Source organism: Clostridium sp. 1001271B_151109_B4 (assembly GCF_015670405.1).
Taxonomy (GTDB): Bacteria; Bacillota; Clostridia; order Clostridiales; family Clostridiaceae; genus Clostridium.
This window is the reverse complement of sequence record NZ_JADPBQ010000006.1, coordinates 23,312-39,866: the sequence shown is the minus strand read 5'-3', so window position 1 is coordinate 39,866 and position 16,555 is coordinate 23,312. Positions and strand designations below refer to the sequence as shown.

At 27.2% G+C, this 16,555-nt stretch carries 16 protein-coding genes and 1 riboswitch; of the genes, 3 read left to right on the top strand and 13 right to left on the bottom strand.

What is annotated here, in order from left to right:
* Window positions 1-14 precede the first annotated feature (14 nt).
* From I4V63_RS05825 to thiD, 7 genes are all read right to left on the bottom strand, one after another.
* On the bottom strand, window positions 15-206 hold the full coding sequence (locus I4V63_RS05825; protein ID WP_196000356.1) for a hypothetical protein: 192 nt from the start codon (window positions 204-206) through the stop codon (window positions 15-17).
* Between the two features lie 150 nt (window positions 207-356).
* Entirely contained in the window at window positions 357-860 is a 504-nt protein-coding gene (gene thiW, locus I4V63_RS05820; RefSeq protein ID WP_196000355.1) for an energy coupling factor transporter S component ThiW, read from the bottom strand.
* A gap of 34 nt (window positions 861-894) precedes the next feature.
* Window positions 895-1,515, bottom strand: a complete 621-nt coding sequence (gene thiE / locus I4V63_RS05815; protein WP_347707724.1) for a thiamine phosphate synthase — start codon at window positions 1,513-1,515, stop codon at window positions 895-897.
* A 20-nt stretch (window positions 1,516-1,535) separates the two neighbouring features.
* A complete protein-coding gene (gene thiT / locus I4V63_RS05810) occupies window positions 1,536-2,141 on the bottom strand; it encodes an energy-coupled thiamine transporter ThiT (protein WP_196000354.1) in 606 nt (201 codons plus the stop codon).
* A 78-nt stretch (window positions 2,142-2,219) separates the two neighbouring features.
* Window positions 2,220-2,873 carry a thiaminase II gene (gene tenA / locus I4V63_RS05805; RefSeq protein WP_196000353.1) on the bottom strand — a complete coding sequence of 218 codons (654 nt, stop codon included), beginning with the start codon at window positions 2,871-2,873 and terminating at the stop codon, window positions 2,220-2,222.
* Between the two features lies 1 nt (window position 2,874).
* Complete coding sequence (gene thiM / locus I4V63_RS05800) at window positions 2,875-3,681, bottom strand: hydroxyethylthiazole kinase (RefSeq protein WP_196000352.1); 807 nt, start codon at window positions 3,679-3,681, stop codon at window positions 2,875-2,877.
* A 23-nt stretch (window positions 3,682-3,704) separates the two neighbouring features.
* Window positions 3,705-4,502, bottom strand: coding sequence for a bifunctional hydroxymethylpyrimidine kinase/phosphomethylpyrimidine kinase (gene thiD, locus I4V63_RS05795; RefSeq protein WP_196000351.1), 798 nt, complete (start codon window positions 4,500-4,502; stop codon window positions 3,705-3,707).
* A gap of 162 nt (window positions 4,503-4,664) precedes the next feature.
* Window positions 4,665-4,766, bottom strand: a riboswitch (TPP riboswitch).
* Window positions 4,767-5,311: 545 nt separating this feature from the next.
* Here thiD and I4V63_RS05790 point away from each other — a divergent pair.
* Window positions 5,312-6,040, top strand: a complete 729-nt coding sequence (locus I4V63_RS05790) for an HAD-IB family hydrolase (RefSeq protein ID WP_196000350.1) — start codon at window positions 5,312-5,314, stop codon at window positions 6,038-6,040.
* A 51-nt stretch (window positions 6,041-6,091) separates the two neighbouring features.
* On the opposite strand, the gene I4V63_RS05785 is transcribed toward I4V63_RS05790, so the two are convergent.
* The 6 genes from I4V63_RS05785 to I4V63_RS05760 form a co-directional block, all read right to left on the bottom strand.
* Window positions 6,092-8,047: a beta-galactosidase gene (locus tag I4V63_RS05785; protein WP_196000349.1), complete on the bottom strand. Its 1,956-nt coding sequence runs from the start codon at window positions 8,045-8,047 to the stop codon at window positions 6,092-6,094.
* A 78-nt stretch (window positions 8,048-8,125) separates the two neighbouring features.
* Entirely contained in the window at window positions 8,126-9,514 is a 1,389-nt protein-coding gene (melB, locus tag I4V63_RS05780) for a melibiose:sodium transporter MelB (protein WP_207746508.1), read from the bottom strand.
* A 188-nt stretch (window positions 9,515-9,702) separates the two neighbouring features.
* Entirely contained in the window at window positions 9,703-11,775 is a 2,073-nt protein-coding gene (locus I4V63_RS05775; protein WP_196000348.1) for an alpha-galactosidase, read from the bottom strand.
* 98 nt (window positions 11,776-11,873) lie between these two features.
* Entirely contained in the window at window positions 11,874-12,287 is a 414-nt protein-coding gene (locus tag I4V63_RS05770) for an alpha/beta hydrolase (RefSeq protein ID WP_196000347.1), read from the bottom strand.
* Between the two features lie 93 nt (window positions 12,288-12,380).
* Window positions 12,381-13,397: a LacI family DNA-binding transcriptional regulator gene (locus I4V63_RS05765; RefSeq protein WP_196000346.1), complete on the bottom strand. Its 1,017-nt coding sequence runs from the start codon at window positions 13,395-13,397 to the stop codon at window positions 12,381-12,383.
* A gap of 214 nt (window positions 13,398-13,611) precedes the next feature.
* Window positions 13,612-14,571, bottom strand: a complete 960-nt coding sequence (locus I4V63_RS05760) for a DUF2232 domain-containing protein (protein WP_196000345.1) — start codon at window positions 14,569-14,571, stop codon at window positions 13,612-13,614.
* A 307-nt stretch (window positions 14,572-14,878) separates the two neighbouring features.
* Between I4V63_RS05760 and I4V63_RS05755 the strand changes: the two genes are divergently transcribed.
* Both I4V63_RS05755 and I4V63_RS05750 read left to right on the top strand, forming a co-directional pair.
* Complete coding sequence (locus tag I4V63_RS05755) at window positions 14,879-15,628, top strand: 3'-5' exonuclease (protein WP_196000344.1); 750 nt, start codon at window positions 14,879-14,881, stop codon at window positions 15,626-15,628.
* A 45-nt stretch (window positions 15,629-15,673) separates the two neighbouring features.
* On the top strand, window positions 15,674-16,555 hold an 882-nt coding region (locus I4V63_RS05750), incomplete at its 3' end, for an NERD domain-containing protein (RefSeq protein WP_196000343.1).

Sequence of the window (16,555 nt, the reverse complement as noted above, 5' to 3'; positions counted from 1 at the left end):
CTTTTTACTTCCATCTATTTAACTTCTTTACACCAGCTAGAAGATATTCTTGAATTATCTATATAGCCTAAATAACTATGTCCAACTTTTACTTCTCTTCCGTCATATTTATTGATTTGATCTTTATTTAATTTCTCAACTCTTTCATCACTAGATAGGTATACATCCTTACTAAAAATATATCTTTTTTCCTTACAAAATATCATATTTTGTCACCTCAAATATTTATTTATTATAAATATATTATACACCCTTTTACTTATATACCCATCTAAGTTGTAATTTTCTAATTTCTGAATAATTCTATTCACATTTTTTACAATTATGCATTTTACAGAAAAATTAGAATAATTATTCTAATTACTTATTAAAAATTTCCTCAAGCTATTTAATTTTAATATTACATAAGCAATAATACTTCCAACTATAGAACTTAATGAAAACGGAATGATGTAAACAAATAAAGCAACTTCCTTTCCTAAAACAAAGGCTGCCAATGGATACGCTAGTAATGCACCTATTATTCCAGTTCCAATTACTTCTCCAACTACAGATATCTCCACTTTCCTAAATTTTTTATATAATATAGCTGCTAAAAATACCCCAACCATACTTCCTGGAAAAGCTAATATACTTCCTGTTCCTAATATATTTCTTAATAATGATGATACAAAAGCACAAGAAACTCCATATACAGGTCCTAAGGTAACTGCTGAAATTACATTTATCAAATGTTGTATTGGTGCCACCTTTGCTCCTAATACTGGAATAGAAAATGATCCTAATATAGTTGCTAAAGCTACTAATGCTCCACTTATAACTAATCTTTTTGTTGCATCCTTACTTTTAGTTAATTCCATATTTAATTCCCCCAAATACATTTCATGAATTTTGTTATTCACTAATTTTCTTTACCCACTTTTCACATTCTACACTTATATCGTTAGCTTTTAATATTGCTGAAACCACAGCATATCCATCAATATTGTACTGCTTCAATTTATCAATATTATCTAAAGCTAAACCTCCAATTGCTACAATTGGTAAATTAACTTCTTTCTTAATTTGAGCTAACTTATCAATTGTTACGTTCTTTGCATCTAATTTTGTTGTAGTTGTGAACATAGCTCCAACTCCAAGATAATCTGCACCATTTTCTTTAGCTTTCATAGCCTCTTCTACTGTTCTTGCAGATACCCCAATAATTTTATTTTTTCCAATAAGCCCTCTAACTTCATCTGCTGGTATATCACTTTGTCCAACATGAACTCCATCAGCATCACAAAGCATTGCAATATCAACTCTATCATTAATAATAAACTTCACATTATATTTTTTAGTTAAATCTCTAAGCTTCATTGCCTTGTCTAAGAATTCTTTACCACTAGCATTTTTTTCTCTTAATTGAAGCATTGTTACTCCACCCTTTAATGCTTCTTCAATACAATTATAAAAATCTCTTCCTTTTAAAATATCTGAATCTGTTACTAAATAAAGCTTTAATTCTTTCATCATTTATCACCCTTTTCTAATATTTATACTGCAATATCTTTAACGTTAGCCATTTTTTTAAATCTCTCTAATGGAATTATAGATAAAAGTATTATACATAAAATACCTTCAACTCCAGCACTAGTAAAATTATATAAGAATGAATAAAGATAAGTATTCATCCCTTCCGGTGCAAACTCTGCAAAAAATACTACACCTGAAACAAAATAAGAAAATACACTTAAAGTAACTGCAAATAACCCTCCTAAAATCACCTTATATTTCTTATCACTACCAAAAACACCTGTAAAACCTAAAGCCATTGGCCCAAACAAACAATCTAAGAAAAATTGAACTGGATGTATTACATATGCTCCATTTAATAATGATAAAAAGCCCCATATCAATCCACCTGTTATACCTGCAGTTCTACCATATAATAGTGAAAGTATCATTATTGGTAACATAGAAAATAAAGTTATTCCACCACCTTGAGGATATTTTACAAACTGAATTAAACTAAGCATAAATGATAGTCCACTCATCATTGCAATTACTACCATTTTCTTTGTTGTTATAGGATTTCTTTTTAAATCCCTAAAATAAAATGCAAATAATATTGCTGATATTATTGCTATAAAAATAACCATATTACTTACCTCATCTTAAAATAAATTTTATCTAATGGTTGCTCATTGTAACACTCAACCTAAAACTAAGAATTCAGTTTATTTATTTGCCATATTCCAAAACTCCATTTCATAAAGACTAGACTTTATAAATATGTCCTTTAACCTTTCCCTTTTTACTTCTGATATGTTCTTACATATATCATCTATATAATCAATCCACTCTTGTGCACATTCTCTAAACTCATTTGATGCATATCCTTCTATCCACGGAGCATAAAAATTATCTTTTAAGTTTTCCTTATATGTTTCATATAAATGCTTTCCAATATAATAATAACTCCAAGTACATGGCATTATAGTCAGTGCAATATCCTTCGAATCACCTTTTAATGCAATTCCAAGCATATAATTTGTATAACTTTCAGTTGTTAATTCACTTTTATAAGCTTCTACCTCTTCTGTACTTAATCCAAAGTCTTTCAAGTAATTAACATGAACTGCAGTCTCATCATCTAATACTCCTTTTATAGATTCATGATAAAATTTCATTTCCTTCATACTTTCCGCTTTAACTAATCCCATAGCAAAAACCTTAGCATAATCCTTTAAATATAAATAATCTTGAATTAAATAATTTTTAAACTTTTCTTTATCTAAAGTACCTTCTCCTATTCCCTTAACAAAAGGATGTTCTAAATATCCATCCCAAATCTCCTTAACTTCACTAAATAAAACTTCTGAAAATTTCATATTATTCAACCCTTCCATATTCTTTTAATTTATCACTATTCATTTCATAAATATTGTTCATAAGCTCTTCCTTGAAGCTTCCTATTGCAATATTATTTTTATCGCTTAATTCACCACTTACTCCCATTGTAAGTACCCCCATTGCAACAGCTTCTATCTTACTAACTTTTTCATCAGACTTAATAATGGAATCATAAGCTCCTAAATAGCTTCCTATTAAGCTTCCTGTCATACACCCTGTACCAGTTACACTCTTTAACTTTGGTGTTCCATTATATATCTTTATAACTCTATTTCCATCACTAATAAAATCAACTTTTCCAGTAGCAACTACCATACAGCCAAGCTTTATAGCTACTCTTTTCACTACTTCAGATATATCTTCACCATCATCAAAGGAATCAACGCCTTGTCCCCTTACATCAAGTCCACCTATAAACTTTATTTCAGCTATATTTCCTTTAACAACATCAAATTTAATTTCATTTAATAGTTTATTTGTAAAGTTTATTCTTGTTTTTGTCGCAAAAACACCTACTGGATCTAATATAACAGGCTTATTAAATTTATTAGCTGCCTTTCCTGCTTTAACAAATAAATCTAACCTGCTTGAATTCATTGTTCCAATATTAATTACAACTGAACTAGCAACACTTACTATTTCCTCAACTTCTTCATCAGAATAGCTCATTAATGGACTTGCTCCTAAAGCTAATGTTATATTTGCACAATCATTTATAGTAACTTCATTTGTATAATGTAGTACTAATGGATTTATTTCTTTAACTTTATTTATTAATTCAAACACTTTTTCTCCTCCTTATCTAAGTGTTAATCTTCAAATTTGTAAAAGTGATTCACAGGTCCAACACCCTTGCCTATATCAAAGCTATGTCTTATTGCTTCTGTTATATACTCTTTGCTTAACTTAACAGCTTCCACAATGTCATATCCTAGTGCTAAATGTGAAGTTATTGCTGATGATAAAGTACATCCTGTTCCATGGGTATTTTTTCTATCTAGTCTTTCTTGTTTATAAATTTCAAATGTATCATTTCCTATTAATACATCAACTGCATCACCTTCAAGATGTCCACCTTTCATCAACACATACTTAGGTCCTAATTCTAATATCTTTCTACCTGCTTCTCTCATATCATCTACATTATTTATTTCTATTCCTGTAATTTCTTCTGCTTCTGGTGTATTTGGAGTTATTATATATGCCATTGGTATAAGCTCTTCAATTAAACTTTTCTTTGCCTCTGGTTTTAATAATGAATATCCACTTTTAGATATCATAACTGGGTCTACTATTAAATACTTAGGATTATATTTCTTTAATGTATTTACAATTGTTTGAACAATTTCTACACTTGATACCATTCCTATCTTTACAGCTGCTGGTTCTATATCTTCAAAAACTACATTAATTTGACTTTCTATTATTTCTCTACTTAAATCTTCAACACGAAAAACTCCTTGTGTATTTTGAGCTGTTATTGCCGTAATAACACTCATTCCATAAGTTCCTATTGCACTAAACGTTTTTAAATCTGCTTGTACACCTGCTCCTCCTGATGAATCTGATCCTGCAATTGTTAATGTTGGTATTTTGTAATTTCTCATGTTTCTTCTCCTTTTAAAATTGTTTATTTTTTTCGATAAAAAAAAGCTATATCCCATCTGGAATATAGCGTTATAATTACAAATAATATATTTACTTTTCCTACAAATTATCTAAACTTATACTATAAAAAGTTTAAAAACTACCTTGTAGATTAATTTAAAGTATACATTAATAAGCTTTCCTACGCTGGCACTATCCAGATCAGGTACAAGGGTTAATAATTTCTTATTTCTCAGCCGTAAATGGCACCCCTAGCATTTTATATAATTCTTTATATCCATATTATATAGTATTGTAATTTTTTGTCAACATTTTCTAATATAAATTCTTCTATTTTTTGTCATACTAACTAAAGAAAGTAGATTTTCTTCGGTCTTTGAGTAAGTTTCACCTTAGAATAAGAAGCTTTCTTAAAAATATTAATGTTTTTTCTTATAAATGAAACTCACTACTCACTTTCTTTCATTAGCTCAAGTTCTGATGACTAAAATCTAAGATTTAGATCATCACTTAAATTAAAATTTAGAATCCTATTTAAGGAAACTCGACTCCTTCCAGTCGCTGATTACACTAAAGTGTACCTTTAACTTACCAAATTAAAATTTGGAGTTTCAGGCAAGTTCGATTAACTAAATTAAAATTTAGAATCTCACTTAGTCTTGCATTTTTTTCTTTATTTTATTATTATATAATGTAATATCTAATTCAGATAAATTAAATTTTTAAAGTTTATTTAGTTCATCTTACCTATTGGACAGTAAGTTAAAGATATTTTATAAAAGTTTAAAACATAAGGAGGTTTTTTTATATGTCAAGAAGAGCAGCATTTTTTGATATTGACGGCACAATCTACAGAGAAGGACTTATTACTGAGGTCTTTAAAAAAATAATTAAATATGACCTAGTTGATGAAAATAAGTGGTATAAAGAAGTAAAACCTGCTTATATTAACTGGGATAAAAGACAAGGCGATTATGATACTTATCTTTTAAAAATGGTAGATGTATATACTGAAGCAATTAAAGGATTAGATAAATATCATATAGACTATATTGCAAAAAAAGTTATTGAACAAAAAGGTGATAGAGTTTATACATTTTCTCGAGAAAGAATTAAATGGCATAAAGAACAAGGAGATATTGTAATTGCTATTTCAGGTTCTCCTATAGAATTAGTAAGAGAAATGTCATTAAAATATCATATGGATGATTATAGGGGTACAGTTTATGAATTAGATAAAGATAATAAATACAATGGCTATATTACACCTATGTGGGATTCAGAAAGTAAAGAAAAGGCAATTAAAGACTTGTGTAAAAAGTATGATATTGATTTAAGTCAAAGTTATGCTTATGGTGATACTTCTGGTGATTTTACTATGTTTAAAAATGTAGGTATCCCATATGCTATGAATCCAACACGTGAACTTATTTCTAAGATTATGGATGATGAAGAAATTAAAAAGAAAATAAATATAATAGTTGAAAGAAAAGACGTAACTTACAAATTGGATGTAAATTGCCTTTCTCTTATTTAACATAATATAAAAATTAAAAGTGGTTAATTTAAAAAATTAACCACTTTTAATTTACTTAGTTTTTACTATTTTACTTTCATATGCCTTTAAATTAATATTATTAAAACTTTTAACTTCTGCTGTATGGTTCATAATGAAGTAATACTCTTCATCATTTACTCTCCTCTTAACTACTTCAACACCTTTAGGTGATTCTATAGATTCTATATCAGCTTCTACTATAATTTTTTTAGCTATTATATCCATAATATTATTATCTACACCAGTACCTATATAATAAGCTTCACCCTTTTTATATTTATTTAAAGTTATAGCTGATAATTCATTATAAAACTCATCATCATACATAAATAAACTTTCTGCAGTAGTAGTTTTTAGCATATCTCTAAATACAGTTCCACTACCTTCAACTCCCTTAAATTCATTTATACCCTTAACTTTAACATTTTGTCCTTCTTGAAGGGATTCTATTTCTTCAACAAAGCCACCTATTAAATCAGTGTAAAAACTTGGATTTAGCTGCCCTAATGTTAAATTATTATAGTAATCTTTAATTGCAGTTCTAAAACTAAATACTACTTTACCACCATTTTTAACAAACTCCCTAACTCTTTCTTGAACTTCAGATTTAAATACAATCATTGTTGGTATTAATAAAACTTTATAATCACTAAAATCTACATACGATGGAATGACATCAATATTAATATTATTTTCATAGAAAGGTCTATATAGTCTATATACTTCATTTTTATAATCCATTAAAAAACTTTGTCTTTGAATTCTAAATGATGCCATAGATTCATAATCATAAATTACTGCTATTTCTGATTTTATTTCACTATTTATAACATCTTCATTTTCTTTCATATTATTGAAAAAATCTTGAACCTCATAAAATTTTCTTCTTTTTTGATTATCTTGATCTATTATTCCATAGCAATATTGTTCAGCTCCTTGTGTTGCACCTCTATATCTAAAATACATAAGAGAATTGCATCCATGAGCCATTGCTTGATAAGACCACATTTTAGCTTGATTTGGTCTTGGAAGATATCCAATAACATCATGTCCTTGAGCTCCCATTATTGCTTCTGTAATCCAGAAATTTTGTCTTTTAGCACCTCTCATAAAATCTAATCCGCAAGCAATTTCATGCGCAGGGATTGGCTCCTTTTGACCTCCCCATACCGGGTAATTATTATATGCAACTACATCTAGATGTTTTGAAACCTTTGAAAAATCAAAACTCTTATCAAAATATCCACCTGAAAAGTCATGAATTATAACAGAATCTTCTCCTAATATTTCTTTTAATATATCTACTTGAAATTTTGCATACTTTTCAACACTTCTACTTCTAAACCTTTCCCACTCCATTCTAAGACTTGGATTATGAGTAGTTATTGTCTTTGCTGGAATTGGTATTTCATCAAAATCATTGTAAGTTTGAGACCAAAATCTTGTTCCCCATATTTCATTTAATTTATTTATATCATTATTATAGTTTTTTCTTAAATAATCTCTAAATGCATTTTTACATTCATTACAGAAACATACATCGCTACCTTCATGACCAAATTCATTATCTATTTGCCATGCAACTATTCCCTCTTCACCTTTAAAATGAGTTGCAAGCTCCTTAATTATAATTTTACTATATTTGTGATAAGTTTTACTATTAAAACAATATTGTCTTCTTCCACCAAAAACCCTCTTAGTATTATCTTCAAATTCACCTAATACATCTGGATGTTTTTTAGCAAGCCATGCAGGCATTGTTGCTGTTGGGGTACCAAATATTATTTTTAATCCTTTTTTCTTTGCTTCATTTATTACATGATCAAAGTAAGAAAAATCAAATAAACCTTCTTCTTTCTCCATCATATGCCAAGCAAATTCACCAATTCTTATAACATTACTTCCAAGCTCTACTATATTATTTAAATCTTCTTCTAACATATGTTGATTCCAGTGCTCTGGATAATAATCTACACCTAAATACATTTTAACAACTCCTGACTACCATTTAAAAACAAAATAATTATTAATTAAAATTTTATTTGTTTAATACAAATCTATACTTTATGCAAAGTTAATTTCATCTTCTCTCTTTTTATTTAATTCTTCCATTATCTTTTCTTGATATTCACCTTGAAGCTTATAACCCTTTACATAGATAAATAATCCTAATAATGTTATTACTGAAGGTACTGCTACCATAAGTATTCTCATACCAAATATTGTTCCGGCAGTTTGTGTTATATTAGGAACATATCCTACTATTGTTAAGCCAACACCTATCAACCATCCTGATACAGCTGATGCTGTTTTAACTAATAATGTTTGGAATGAAGCAACTATACTTTCATTTCTTGAACCAAATCTTACTTCTCCATAATCTATAACATCTGCTAACATAACAGTTGTAGCTCCTAACGTAAATCCTGAACCTAATTTAACTATTATTCCTGATAAAGCTATAAGTGCTGCATTCTCTGGAACAAATATTCCTGCTAATAATAAAATTATTAATCCTACTGCTGGTAAGTAACAAGCTAGTCTAAATACACCCTTTTTACTCATTCTCTTTGAAAGCATTGGGAATAACATAAGTGCAGCTATTTCAGCAAGTCCAGCAAATGCAGTAAATACTTGATACATATTTTCATTTCCTACAACATACTTAAAATAGTAAATTGACATTCCACCTGATAATTGAGCAACTAAGTTATATGCAAGTACAACTCCTATAAATACCATAAGTTGATCATTTTCTTTTATAAGTTTAAATGCTTTCTTTAAACTTGTTTTTTCTGCTTTTTTATTTGATTCTGTTACTTTACAACTACTATCTTTAACATTGATAACTGTTATAATTGAAGTAATTACAAAAACTACTGCAATTACTACTGCAAAAGCTCCATATCCCTTAGTTTGATCACCATTTCCCAACTTATTAACTATTGAAAGTCCAAATGCCCCCATTATTAACCATGCACAACTTGCAAATATTCTTGGTATAACTGACATTTGAGCTCTTTCTTCATTAGTTTTAGATAAAGAAGGTAACATTGACCAATATGGTATATCCATTATTGTATAAGTCATCCCCCATAATATATACATAACTGAATAATAAGCATATAATGAAGTTCCTTCTAATCCTGCTGGTCTCTTAAATAGAAATACTAAAACAAGCGCATTTATAAACGTTCCTATTAAAATCCACGGTCTAAATTTCCCCCACTTTGTTTTTGTATTATCAACTATCATTCCCATTGCTGGGTCATTAACTGCATCCCATAATCTTGCTACTAAAAATAAACTTCCAACAAATGCTGGAGCTAGTCCAATTGAATCTGTAAAATAAATCATTAAATAACTAGATACAATTGCATAACATAAATCCTTTCCTAATGCCCCAATTCCAAATGAATACTTTTCTTTAAAAGATAATCCCATAATTCTCATCCTTCCTCATTTATTAATCAATACTAACCCTTTTGTAATAGTTTTCACTTACTACATTTTTATATTATCATATCAGAAAACGTTTTACAAGTATTTTACAGTAAAATTTATTATTATTTTACTAAATTTTTATTTAGTTTTATATAAAAAAAGATAGCTATTTTGTATAGCTATCTTTTTGGGGATAATTATTCTTCAATTTTATTTATCTTTATTATTATACTATCATAATCTCCATATAATTTTAATTCTAATCCATGATTCATTAAATATCTTCCTGATTTCATAATAATTTTTTCATCAACTTTAACTAAATAAGTACTTTCCTTCTCAAGATCTCTAAACCTTATATTTGTACCTCTATGCCCAAGTTCACTTTGAGGTAAAAATACAAATACTAACCCTTCTTTTCCATTCATATATTGATAAAGTTTATATTTATTTTTAGAGTTACTTTCTAATCTGTAGAAATTACCCTCTTGAACTATATGCCTTATCCTCTTATATTCTTCAATTAATTCCTTAGATAACTCTATTTCTTCTTCAGTAAACTTTAATATATTACATCCAATACCCAAAGTCCCCATCATAGCACTATGATATCTAAACTTCATAGGTATAATTCTTCTTGATAAGAAGTTTGGACAATCAGTTACCCACGCTCTCATAGCTTTTATTGGATATATATATGAATAATTCTCTTGAATAAATAATCTGTCATAAGCATCAGTATTATCACTTGTCCAAAAATCATCAAATATACCTAAAATACCATAATCTATTCTTCCACCACCTGAAGCACATGCTTCAAATAATACATTAGGATGCTTAACTTTTAAATCTCTTACAATATCATAGACAGCTTCAATATGCTTGTACCAAACATCCTTTTCTAAATTAGTTTGAGACATAGGTCTATTTGCATCCCATTTAATATAATCAATATCATAAGTTGTTAACAGATTGTCTAACATATTATAAATAAAATCTTTTACTTCTTTCTTAGTAACATCTAATACATATTGCCCCCTAGATGTATCACTTTCTCTACTATCAAAATGATATATCCACTCTGGATGTTCTTTATAAAGCTTAGATAATGGATTTACCATTTCAGGCTCTACCCAAATTCCAAACATCATATCCATAGCCTTTACTTCATTTATCAATGGGTTTAATCCATTTGGGAATTTGTCTTCATTTACATACCAATCTCCAAGTCCATTGTCAATTCCATGTCTTTCTCCAAACCAACCATCATCTACAACAAACAGCTCAGCTCCAATTTCCTTTGCCTTTTTTGCAAGTTTTATTTGCTCATCACAACTTACTTTAAATTCAGTTGCTTCCCATGAATTATATAATACTGGTCTTAATCCACTTCTCAATACATTATCTTTAGAAAAGTTATGAAGATTATGAGTCATAGTTTCAAAACCACTATTACTATAACCAGCTATAATAGCCGGAGATGTAAACTCTTCTCCACCCTTAAGTTTTAATAAGAAATCATGTGAATTAATCCCTAATTGTACTAATGTTTCTCCATATTGCGTTTGTTCAATTACTCCACTAAAGTTACCACTTAGTTTTAAAGCACCAAAGAATACTTCTCCTGTAGTTTCTGTTGCATTTTTATCTAAAATAAAATATGGATTATGATTATGAGTAGAAATTCCCCTTCTATTTTCTATCACAATCTTTCCATAGCTAACTTTTTGTGTAAATCTTTGTTGCTCTGCACCCCAATGACCATGTACATTTGAAAAAGTTAAATCTTCATATGGTATATGAAATTGCCCACTATGAACTTTTTCAATTTCAATAACATTTTCTGAATTATTTTTAATAGTCACATATCTTTCAATTAAGTCATATTCTTCATAAACTTTATAATGAAGATTCATATTGAAATCATAATGAATATCCTTTAATTTTATAACTAGTTCATTTCCTTCAACTTGATGCCCCTCATATCTATAAACTACTTCTCTACATCCATCAATAAATGAGGCCTTTAAACAATGTTCTTTATATCTTAAACTACCGTACACTGGAAATTCTTCTTTAGTTATTTCATAAACTGGATCATTAGTTGATACTTCAACTAATGTTGGTATATCAAAATCATCAACATTTTCAATTTTACTTCCCCAATATAAATGTCTTACCAACCCCATATTATCTATTCCAAAAACATAACTATTATTTTTACTTTGTAATGCAAATACATTTTTTAATTCGTTTATTATAATTCCCATAATTACACCCTTACTTTCACATTTTATTTCAGATAACGTTTTCTTAATAAGTATTATAATATATTTACAGTAAAAAATTCAAGTTTTTTAGTAAAATTTTATTTCAAAAATTCACTTATACTTTTTAAATACTCAATCATTATTTCATCATCTTCCATATAAAGTTCATGTTTTCCATTCTCAAATCTTATCTTTTTACATATATTCACTATTTCACAGAATCTATTCTGCGCCTCTTCTTTTACAAAAGTATCTCTGCCTGCCTGAAAAAACAATATTGGTATATTTATTTTTTTAATATTCCTTTTATTTAATATTTCCTTAGTCGCCTTTAAAGACTCATTAAGCCATTTAAAACTTCCACCACCTCTTTGTAATTCCTCGTTTTTATTTAAATCGTCTAAATGCTTTTTATATCTATACATATTAGAAGCTCCTGATGACTCTAAATCATATTTTCCTTCAAATTGACCTTGTCCAAATAAAAATTCCTCGCCCTTTCCAATAATCAAGTAACCGATTTATAATAATAAATAAAAAAAGATAATAATAATAATAAATATTATTGTTATTATCCTAATTTATAATATATTAATTTGAAGTGACTATTTTATATACTTAACGCTACTTCTTAATATAAACTCACTTGGTATTATCACTTTTTTAGCGTACTGTCTTCCCTTTAATTTCTCCATCATAAGTTCAACAGCGACTTCTCCTAAATACTCTATATGAACTCTTATAGCCGTTAATGGCGGATTAGTATATTGAGATATTATAGTGTCATTAAATCCTATTATACTAATGTCATGAGGAACTTTAAGACCATTTTCCTGAAGCCCTTTAATAACCCCACTGGCAATTGCATCATTAGCAGTAAAGAATGCTGTAGGCATTTTACTTTTAGATTTTATGAAACCATTTATTGCTTCATATCCACCTTCAGCTGTCATATTACTATTAATTATAAACTCTTCCCTTAACATTTTCTTATTATTCATATATTCGTAAAAAAACTTTAGCCTATCATCGAACATAGGTATTTTATTATCTCCTAAAGTGTATTTTTCACCAATAAATCCTATATCACTATGTCCAAGTTCTAAAAAATAATCCAGCGCTTGTTTCACTCCTAATTTATAATTTACTTTAACACTATCATATAATTCATCATTTGGTGCTGAGTCTATAAAAACTATATTTTGTGTTCTTTTTGACAATTCACCTACTTCATCTGAAGTAAATTTACCAACCGCAATTATTCCTTGTAGTTCAACTTCTTCAGCTAACTCAAATTTATTATCCTGCTTAAAAAACCTAACTAGCTTAATATTATTTTCAAAAGCTTTCTTTTCTACTATATTTCTTAAAAGTAAATAATATGGATCTTGTAATTGTTTAACTACATCATACATTTCAACAATTCCAACTTTAAACATATTTTTACTAATACTTTTACCTTTTCTTTGCTTTGCCGTTCTATAATTTAATTCCTCTGCTACTTGTAGTATTTGTGCCTTAGTTTCATCAGCAACTAGAATTCCGCTATCATTATTTAAAACCCTCGATACAGTCGCTAATGATACTCCAACTTTCTCTGCTATTTCTTTTAATGTAGCCATTGTCCCTCACCTCAATATATCTTTCATCTTTGTTTAATTATATAATAAAACTTAAGTATTTTTTATCGCTTAATTCTTTATCAAAATTATATTTTAGAAAACTCTATAGTATACTATATATTACCATAAGGTTAACCAAATTACATTACTTAATATTAATTTTATCAATAAATAAATTTAAAATAAAAGATATATTATTTAAAAGTAATATTTATTATCTTTTTAAAACAACTTTATTTAACATATTTATTTGTGATTCCCGTAGCTTCATTGAGTAGTTAATTACTAAACTTCCTACTACCAAAATAATAAGCGTAGCTTTAAAGTCAACTAATAGCATATAAATCACCCCTAACCAAATTAATTGTGATACACCATTAGATTTCACCTTTGTAGATAATCCTCTAATTACAAATGTAAAAGAATCTTTTAATACAAAATATATTACTACTACCCTTATTGCCATTATTACTGTTTTAAAATAGACAAATTTAAATTCAAATCCCGTTAATTTTAATATTTCAATTAAAATTAAATATACAATTCCAAAATAATATGTATCTTTACTGCAACAAATATAGGAACCATACTTTTTAAAGTTTTTAATTATCATATATTTTTCATTACAATTTTCATTTAATATTCTAAGCTTCTTACCTATAAACAAAGCTCCAATATAAGATATTAATATTGTACCTATAGGCATTGTTGCAACAGAAATATTAAAAGCAATTTCCATATATTCACCAGTCAAAGGAAACATTTCTTTATAGCTATCAAATTCTTTCATAAAACTATAACCTGTTAATTTAGAAAAATAGATATCAATTAAAACCATAACAAAAGTTCCTAAAATTGCTGAATAAAATAAATCATCAAATATTGTGCCTTTTTTCCTAATAAAATATCCACAAATCAATCCCATTATAATTCCTTGACTCATCCAAATTGCTGATGCTACGTCACCTACTGCAAAAGTTACAATAAGCAATGATGTAATAGAAGATAATAATGTATACTTAAAATCAAGCCTCATAAATATAAGACAAATGAAAAGTGGCACTATCATATCCAAATATAATGTATATGCTATTCCTGTATAAATTGCTACCATGCTTGAAACTACAAATAAAGCTGATAGCATTGCTGCTTCTGTTAATTTTTTTGTTTTCAAATTATGTTCACCACACTTAATCTTAATGTATCTTTATTTATTATACGCTTTTCTTATAAAGTTAATAGTAAATTTTCTTTTAATTTTATTTATTGTAATTTATTTCTTTTGATTTATAATAAATATTTAATCCTTCAAATGTTGGCTTTACTCCATTCTTAATACATTTTTCAACATATTCCTTTAAAACATAAATACTCATTTATTACACCTCTTTTTAAGACATTTTTAATTATTTATGCTTTAATATATGTAATAGAAGTTATGTAAATGACTAAAAAATAAAAAATTTTATCGTAGGTGTAAAATGAACTATATAATTTTTGATTTAGAATTTAATCAACAACATCCTGAAGATGTAATAATAGACGCTCCTAAACCAGCTTTACTATTTGAAATAATTCAAATTGGAGCAATAAAATTAAATAAGAATTTTGAAACCATTGGAACCTTTAATTCATTAATTAAACCTAATATTCACAAAAGACTTCATCCCTATGTTGAAGAATTAACAAAAATAAATATTAATGATTTAAATGCTTCTTATGAATTTATTGAAGTTTTTAAACAATTTATTGATTTTATTGGAAAAGATAAAAACACTTTAATCGTATGGGGCGATTCTGATATTACAGAATTAATAAAGAATATGGGATTTTATAATATTCCTACTACTTTTATTCCCCAAAAATATATTGATATTCAGCACTATGCAACTAAATTACTCAATGTTCCTAAAGGTCAAAAAATCGGACTAAAAAGAGCTGTTGAAACATTAGAAATAGCAATTGATGGAGCTTTCCACGATGCATTTTTTGATGCATGCTATACTGCAGAAGTATTTAAAAAAATATATACTAAGCAAGTATTATCTAAACCTATTAATAAGATTACTACTAAGCGCCCTAAAGTAAAAAAAGAAAAGCTTGATTCAAATGCATTAATTAATGAATTTGAAAAAAAATACAACCGAAAAATGTCAAAAGAAGAAATTGAAATGATCCGTTTAGCATATTTTATGGGTAAAACTAAACAATTTATAATTAAGGATGAATAATTTTCCATAAAAGGAGATATTCTATTACTAAAGGAGGCTACGTAAATGTTGCTTGTTTTAGGAGATATTATTTTATTTACTTTTAGAATTATATTTACTTTTTTAAAATTTATAACAAAAGCCACTGTAAAAATACTAACATTTATCCTAACTAAACCTTTTTTAAGGTTTCCATTTTTACTTTTTACAATTGGCTTTTTTCTTCATATAAATTTTAATACATTAGCTACTATATATTTTCTATATTTAGTACATATATGTGCTATTAAATTTAAAATATACGAAAAGATTTATATAGATTTAAGTTATTTCTTTGATACTATATTTAATTTATATAAAGTTTCACATAACTTAAAAGCTTTAAAAAATGATAGTATTATTTTAAATAATATTTACTTAGAAAATAATAATGAAGATAGTTGTTCAATTGATGATCTTGTAATAACAAATAGTGGAGTTTTTGCAATTAAAACATTAACTTATCCTTATACAGATTTTTCAAAAACAAAATATTCTAATGAAATTACCTTTGATAATGAAAATTTAAATGATGATACTATACTTGATAATAGTGTACTTAATAAAATCTATGATGAATGTACTAATTGTTATAACATATTACAAGATATTTTATCTTCTGATATTCCTATTACCAATATAATTGCACTTCCACAAAAAAGCCTTGTTATTAAACAAAATGAAGTGCTTGATACGCCAATAGTAACGGCAGAAGAATTACCTTATTTTATCAAAAATAAAATAAATAAAGATAGTAATTATTCTCCTATAAAAATTAAAGAAACTGTACTTCAAAATAGATCTTGGAGCTTTGATATATTATTTGATAAACTTCTAAGCTTTCTTAATCATAGTAAACTTACAATTTTATTTATATCATTATTTATTATTAGTTATTATATTTATATA

What these genes read in the sequence shown, in the direction of transcription:
- I4V63_RS05765 (WP_196000346.1), bottom strand. Translation starts at nt 13,397, where the DNA reads ATGGCTACATTAAAAGAAATAGCAGAGAAAGTTGGAGTATCATTAGCG.
- I4V63_RS05790 (WP_196000350.1), top strand. Translation starts at nt 5,312, where the DNA reads ATGTCAAGAAGAGCAGCATTTTTTGATATTGACGGCACAATCTACAGA.
- I4V63_RS05755 (WP_196000344.1), top strand. Translation starts at nt 14,879, where the DNA reads ATGAACTATATAATTTTTGATTTAGAATTTAATCAACAACATCCTGAA.
- tenA (WP_196000353.1), bottom strand. Translation starts at nt 2,873, where the DNA reads ATGAAATTTTCAGAAGTTTTATTTAGTGAAGTTAAGGAGATTTGGGAT.
- I4V63_RS05825 (WP_196000356.1), bottom strand. Translation starts at nt 206, where the DNA reads ATGATATTTTGTAAGGAAAAAAGATATATTTTTAGTAAGGATGTATAC.
- thiE (WP_347707724.1), bottom strand. Translation starts at nt 1,515, where the DNA reads ATGATGAAAGAATTAAAGCTTTATTTAGTAACAGATTCAGATATTTTA.
- thiW (WP_196000355.1), bottom strand. Translation starts at nt 860, where the DNA reads ATGGAATTAACTAAAAGTAAGGATGCAACAAAAAGATTAGTTATAAGT.
- thiD (WP_196000351.1), bottom strand. Translation starts at nt 4,502, where the DNA reads ATGAGAAATTACAAAATACCAACATTAACAATTGCAGGATCAGATTCA.
- thiT (WP_196000354.1), bottom strand. Translation starts at nt 2,141, where the DNA reads ATGGTTATTTTTATAGCAATAATATCAGCAATATTATTTGCATTTTAT.
- I4V63_RS05785 (WP_196000349.1), bottom strand. Translation starts at nt 8,047, where the DNA reads ATGTATTTAGGTGTAGATTATTATCCAGAGCACTGGAATCAACATATG.
- melB (WP_207746508.1), bottom strand. Translation starts at nt 9,514, where the DNA reads ATGAGAATTATGGGATTATCTTTTAAAGAAAAGTATTCATTTGGAATT.
- I4V63_RS05775 (WP_196000348.1), bottom strand. Translation starts at nt 11,775, where the DNA reads ATGGGAATTATAATAAACGAATTAAAAAATGTATTTGCATTACAAAGT.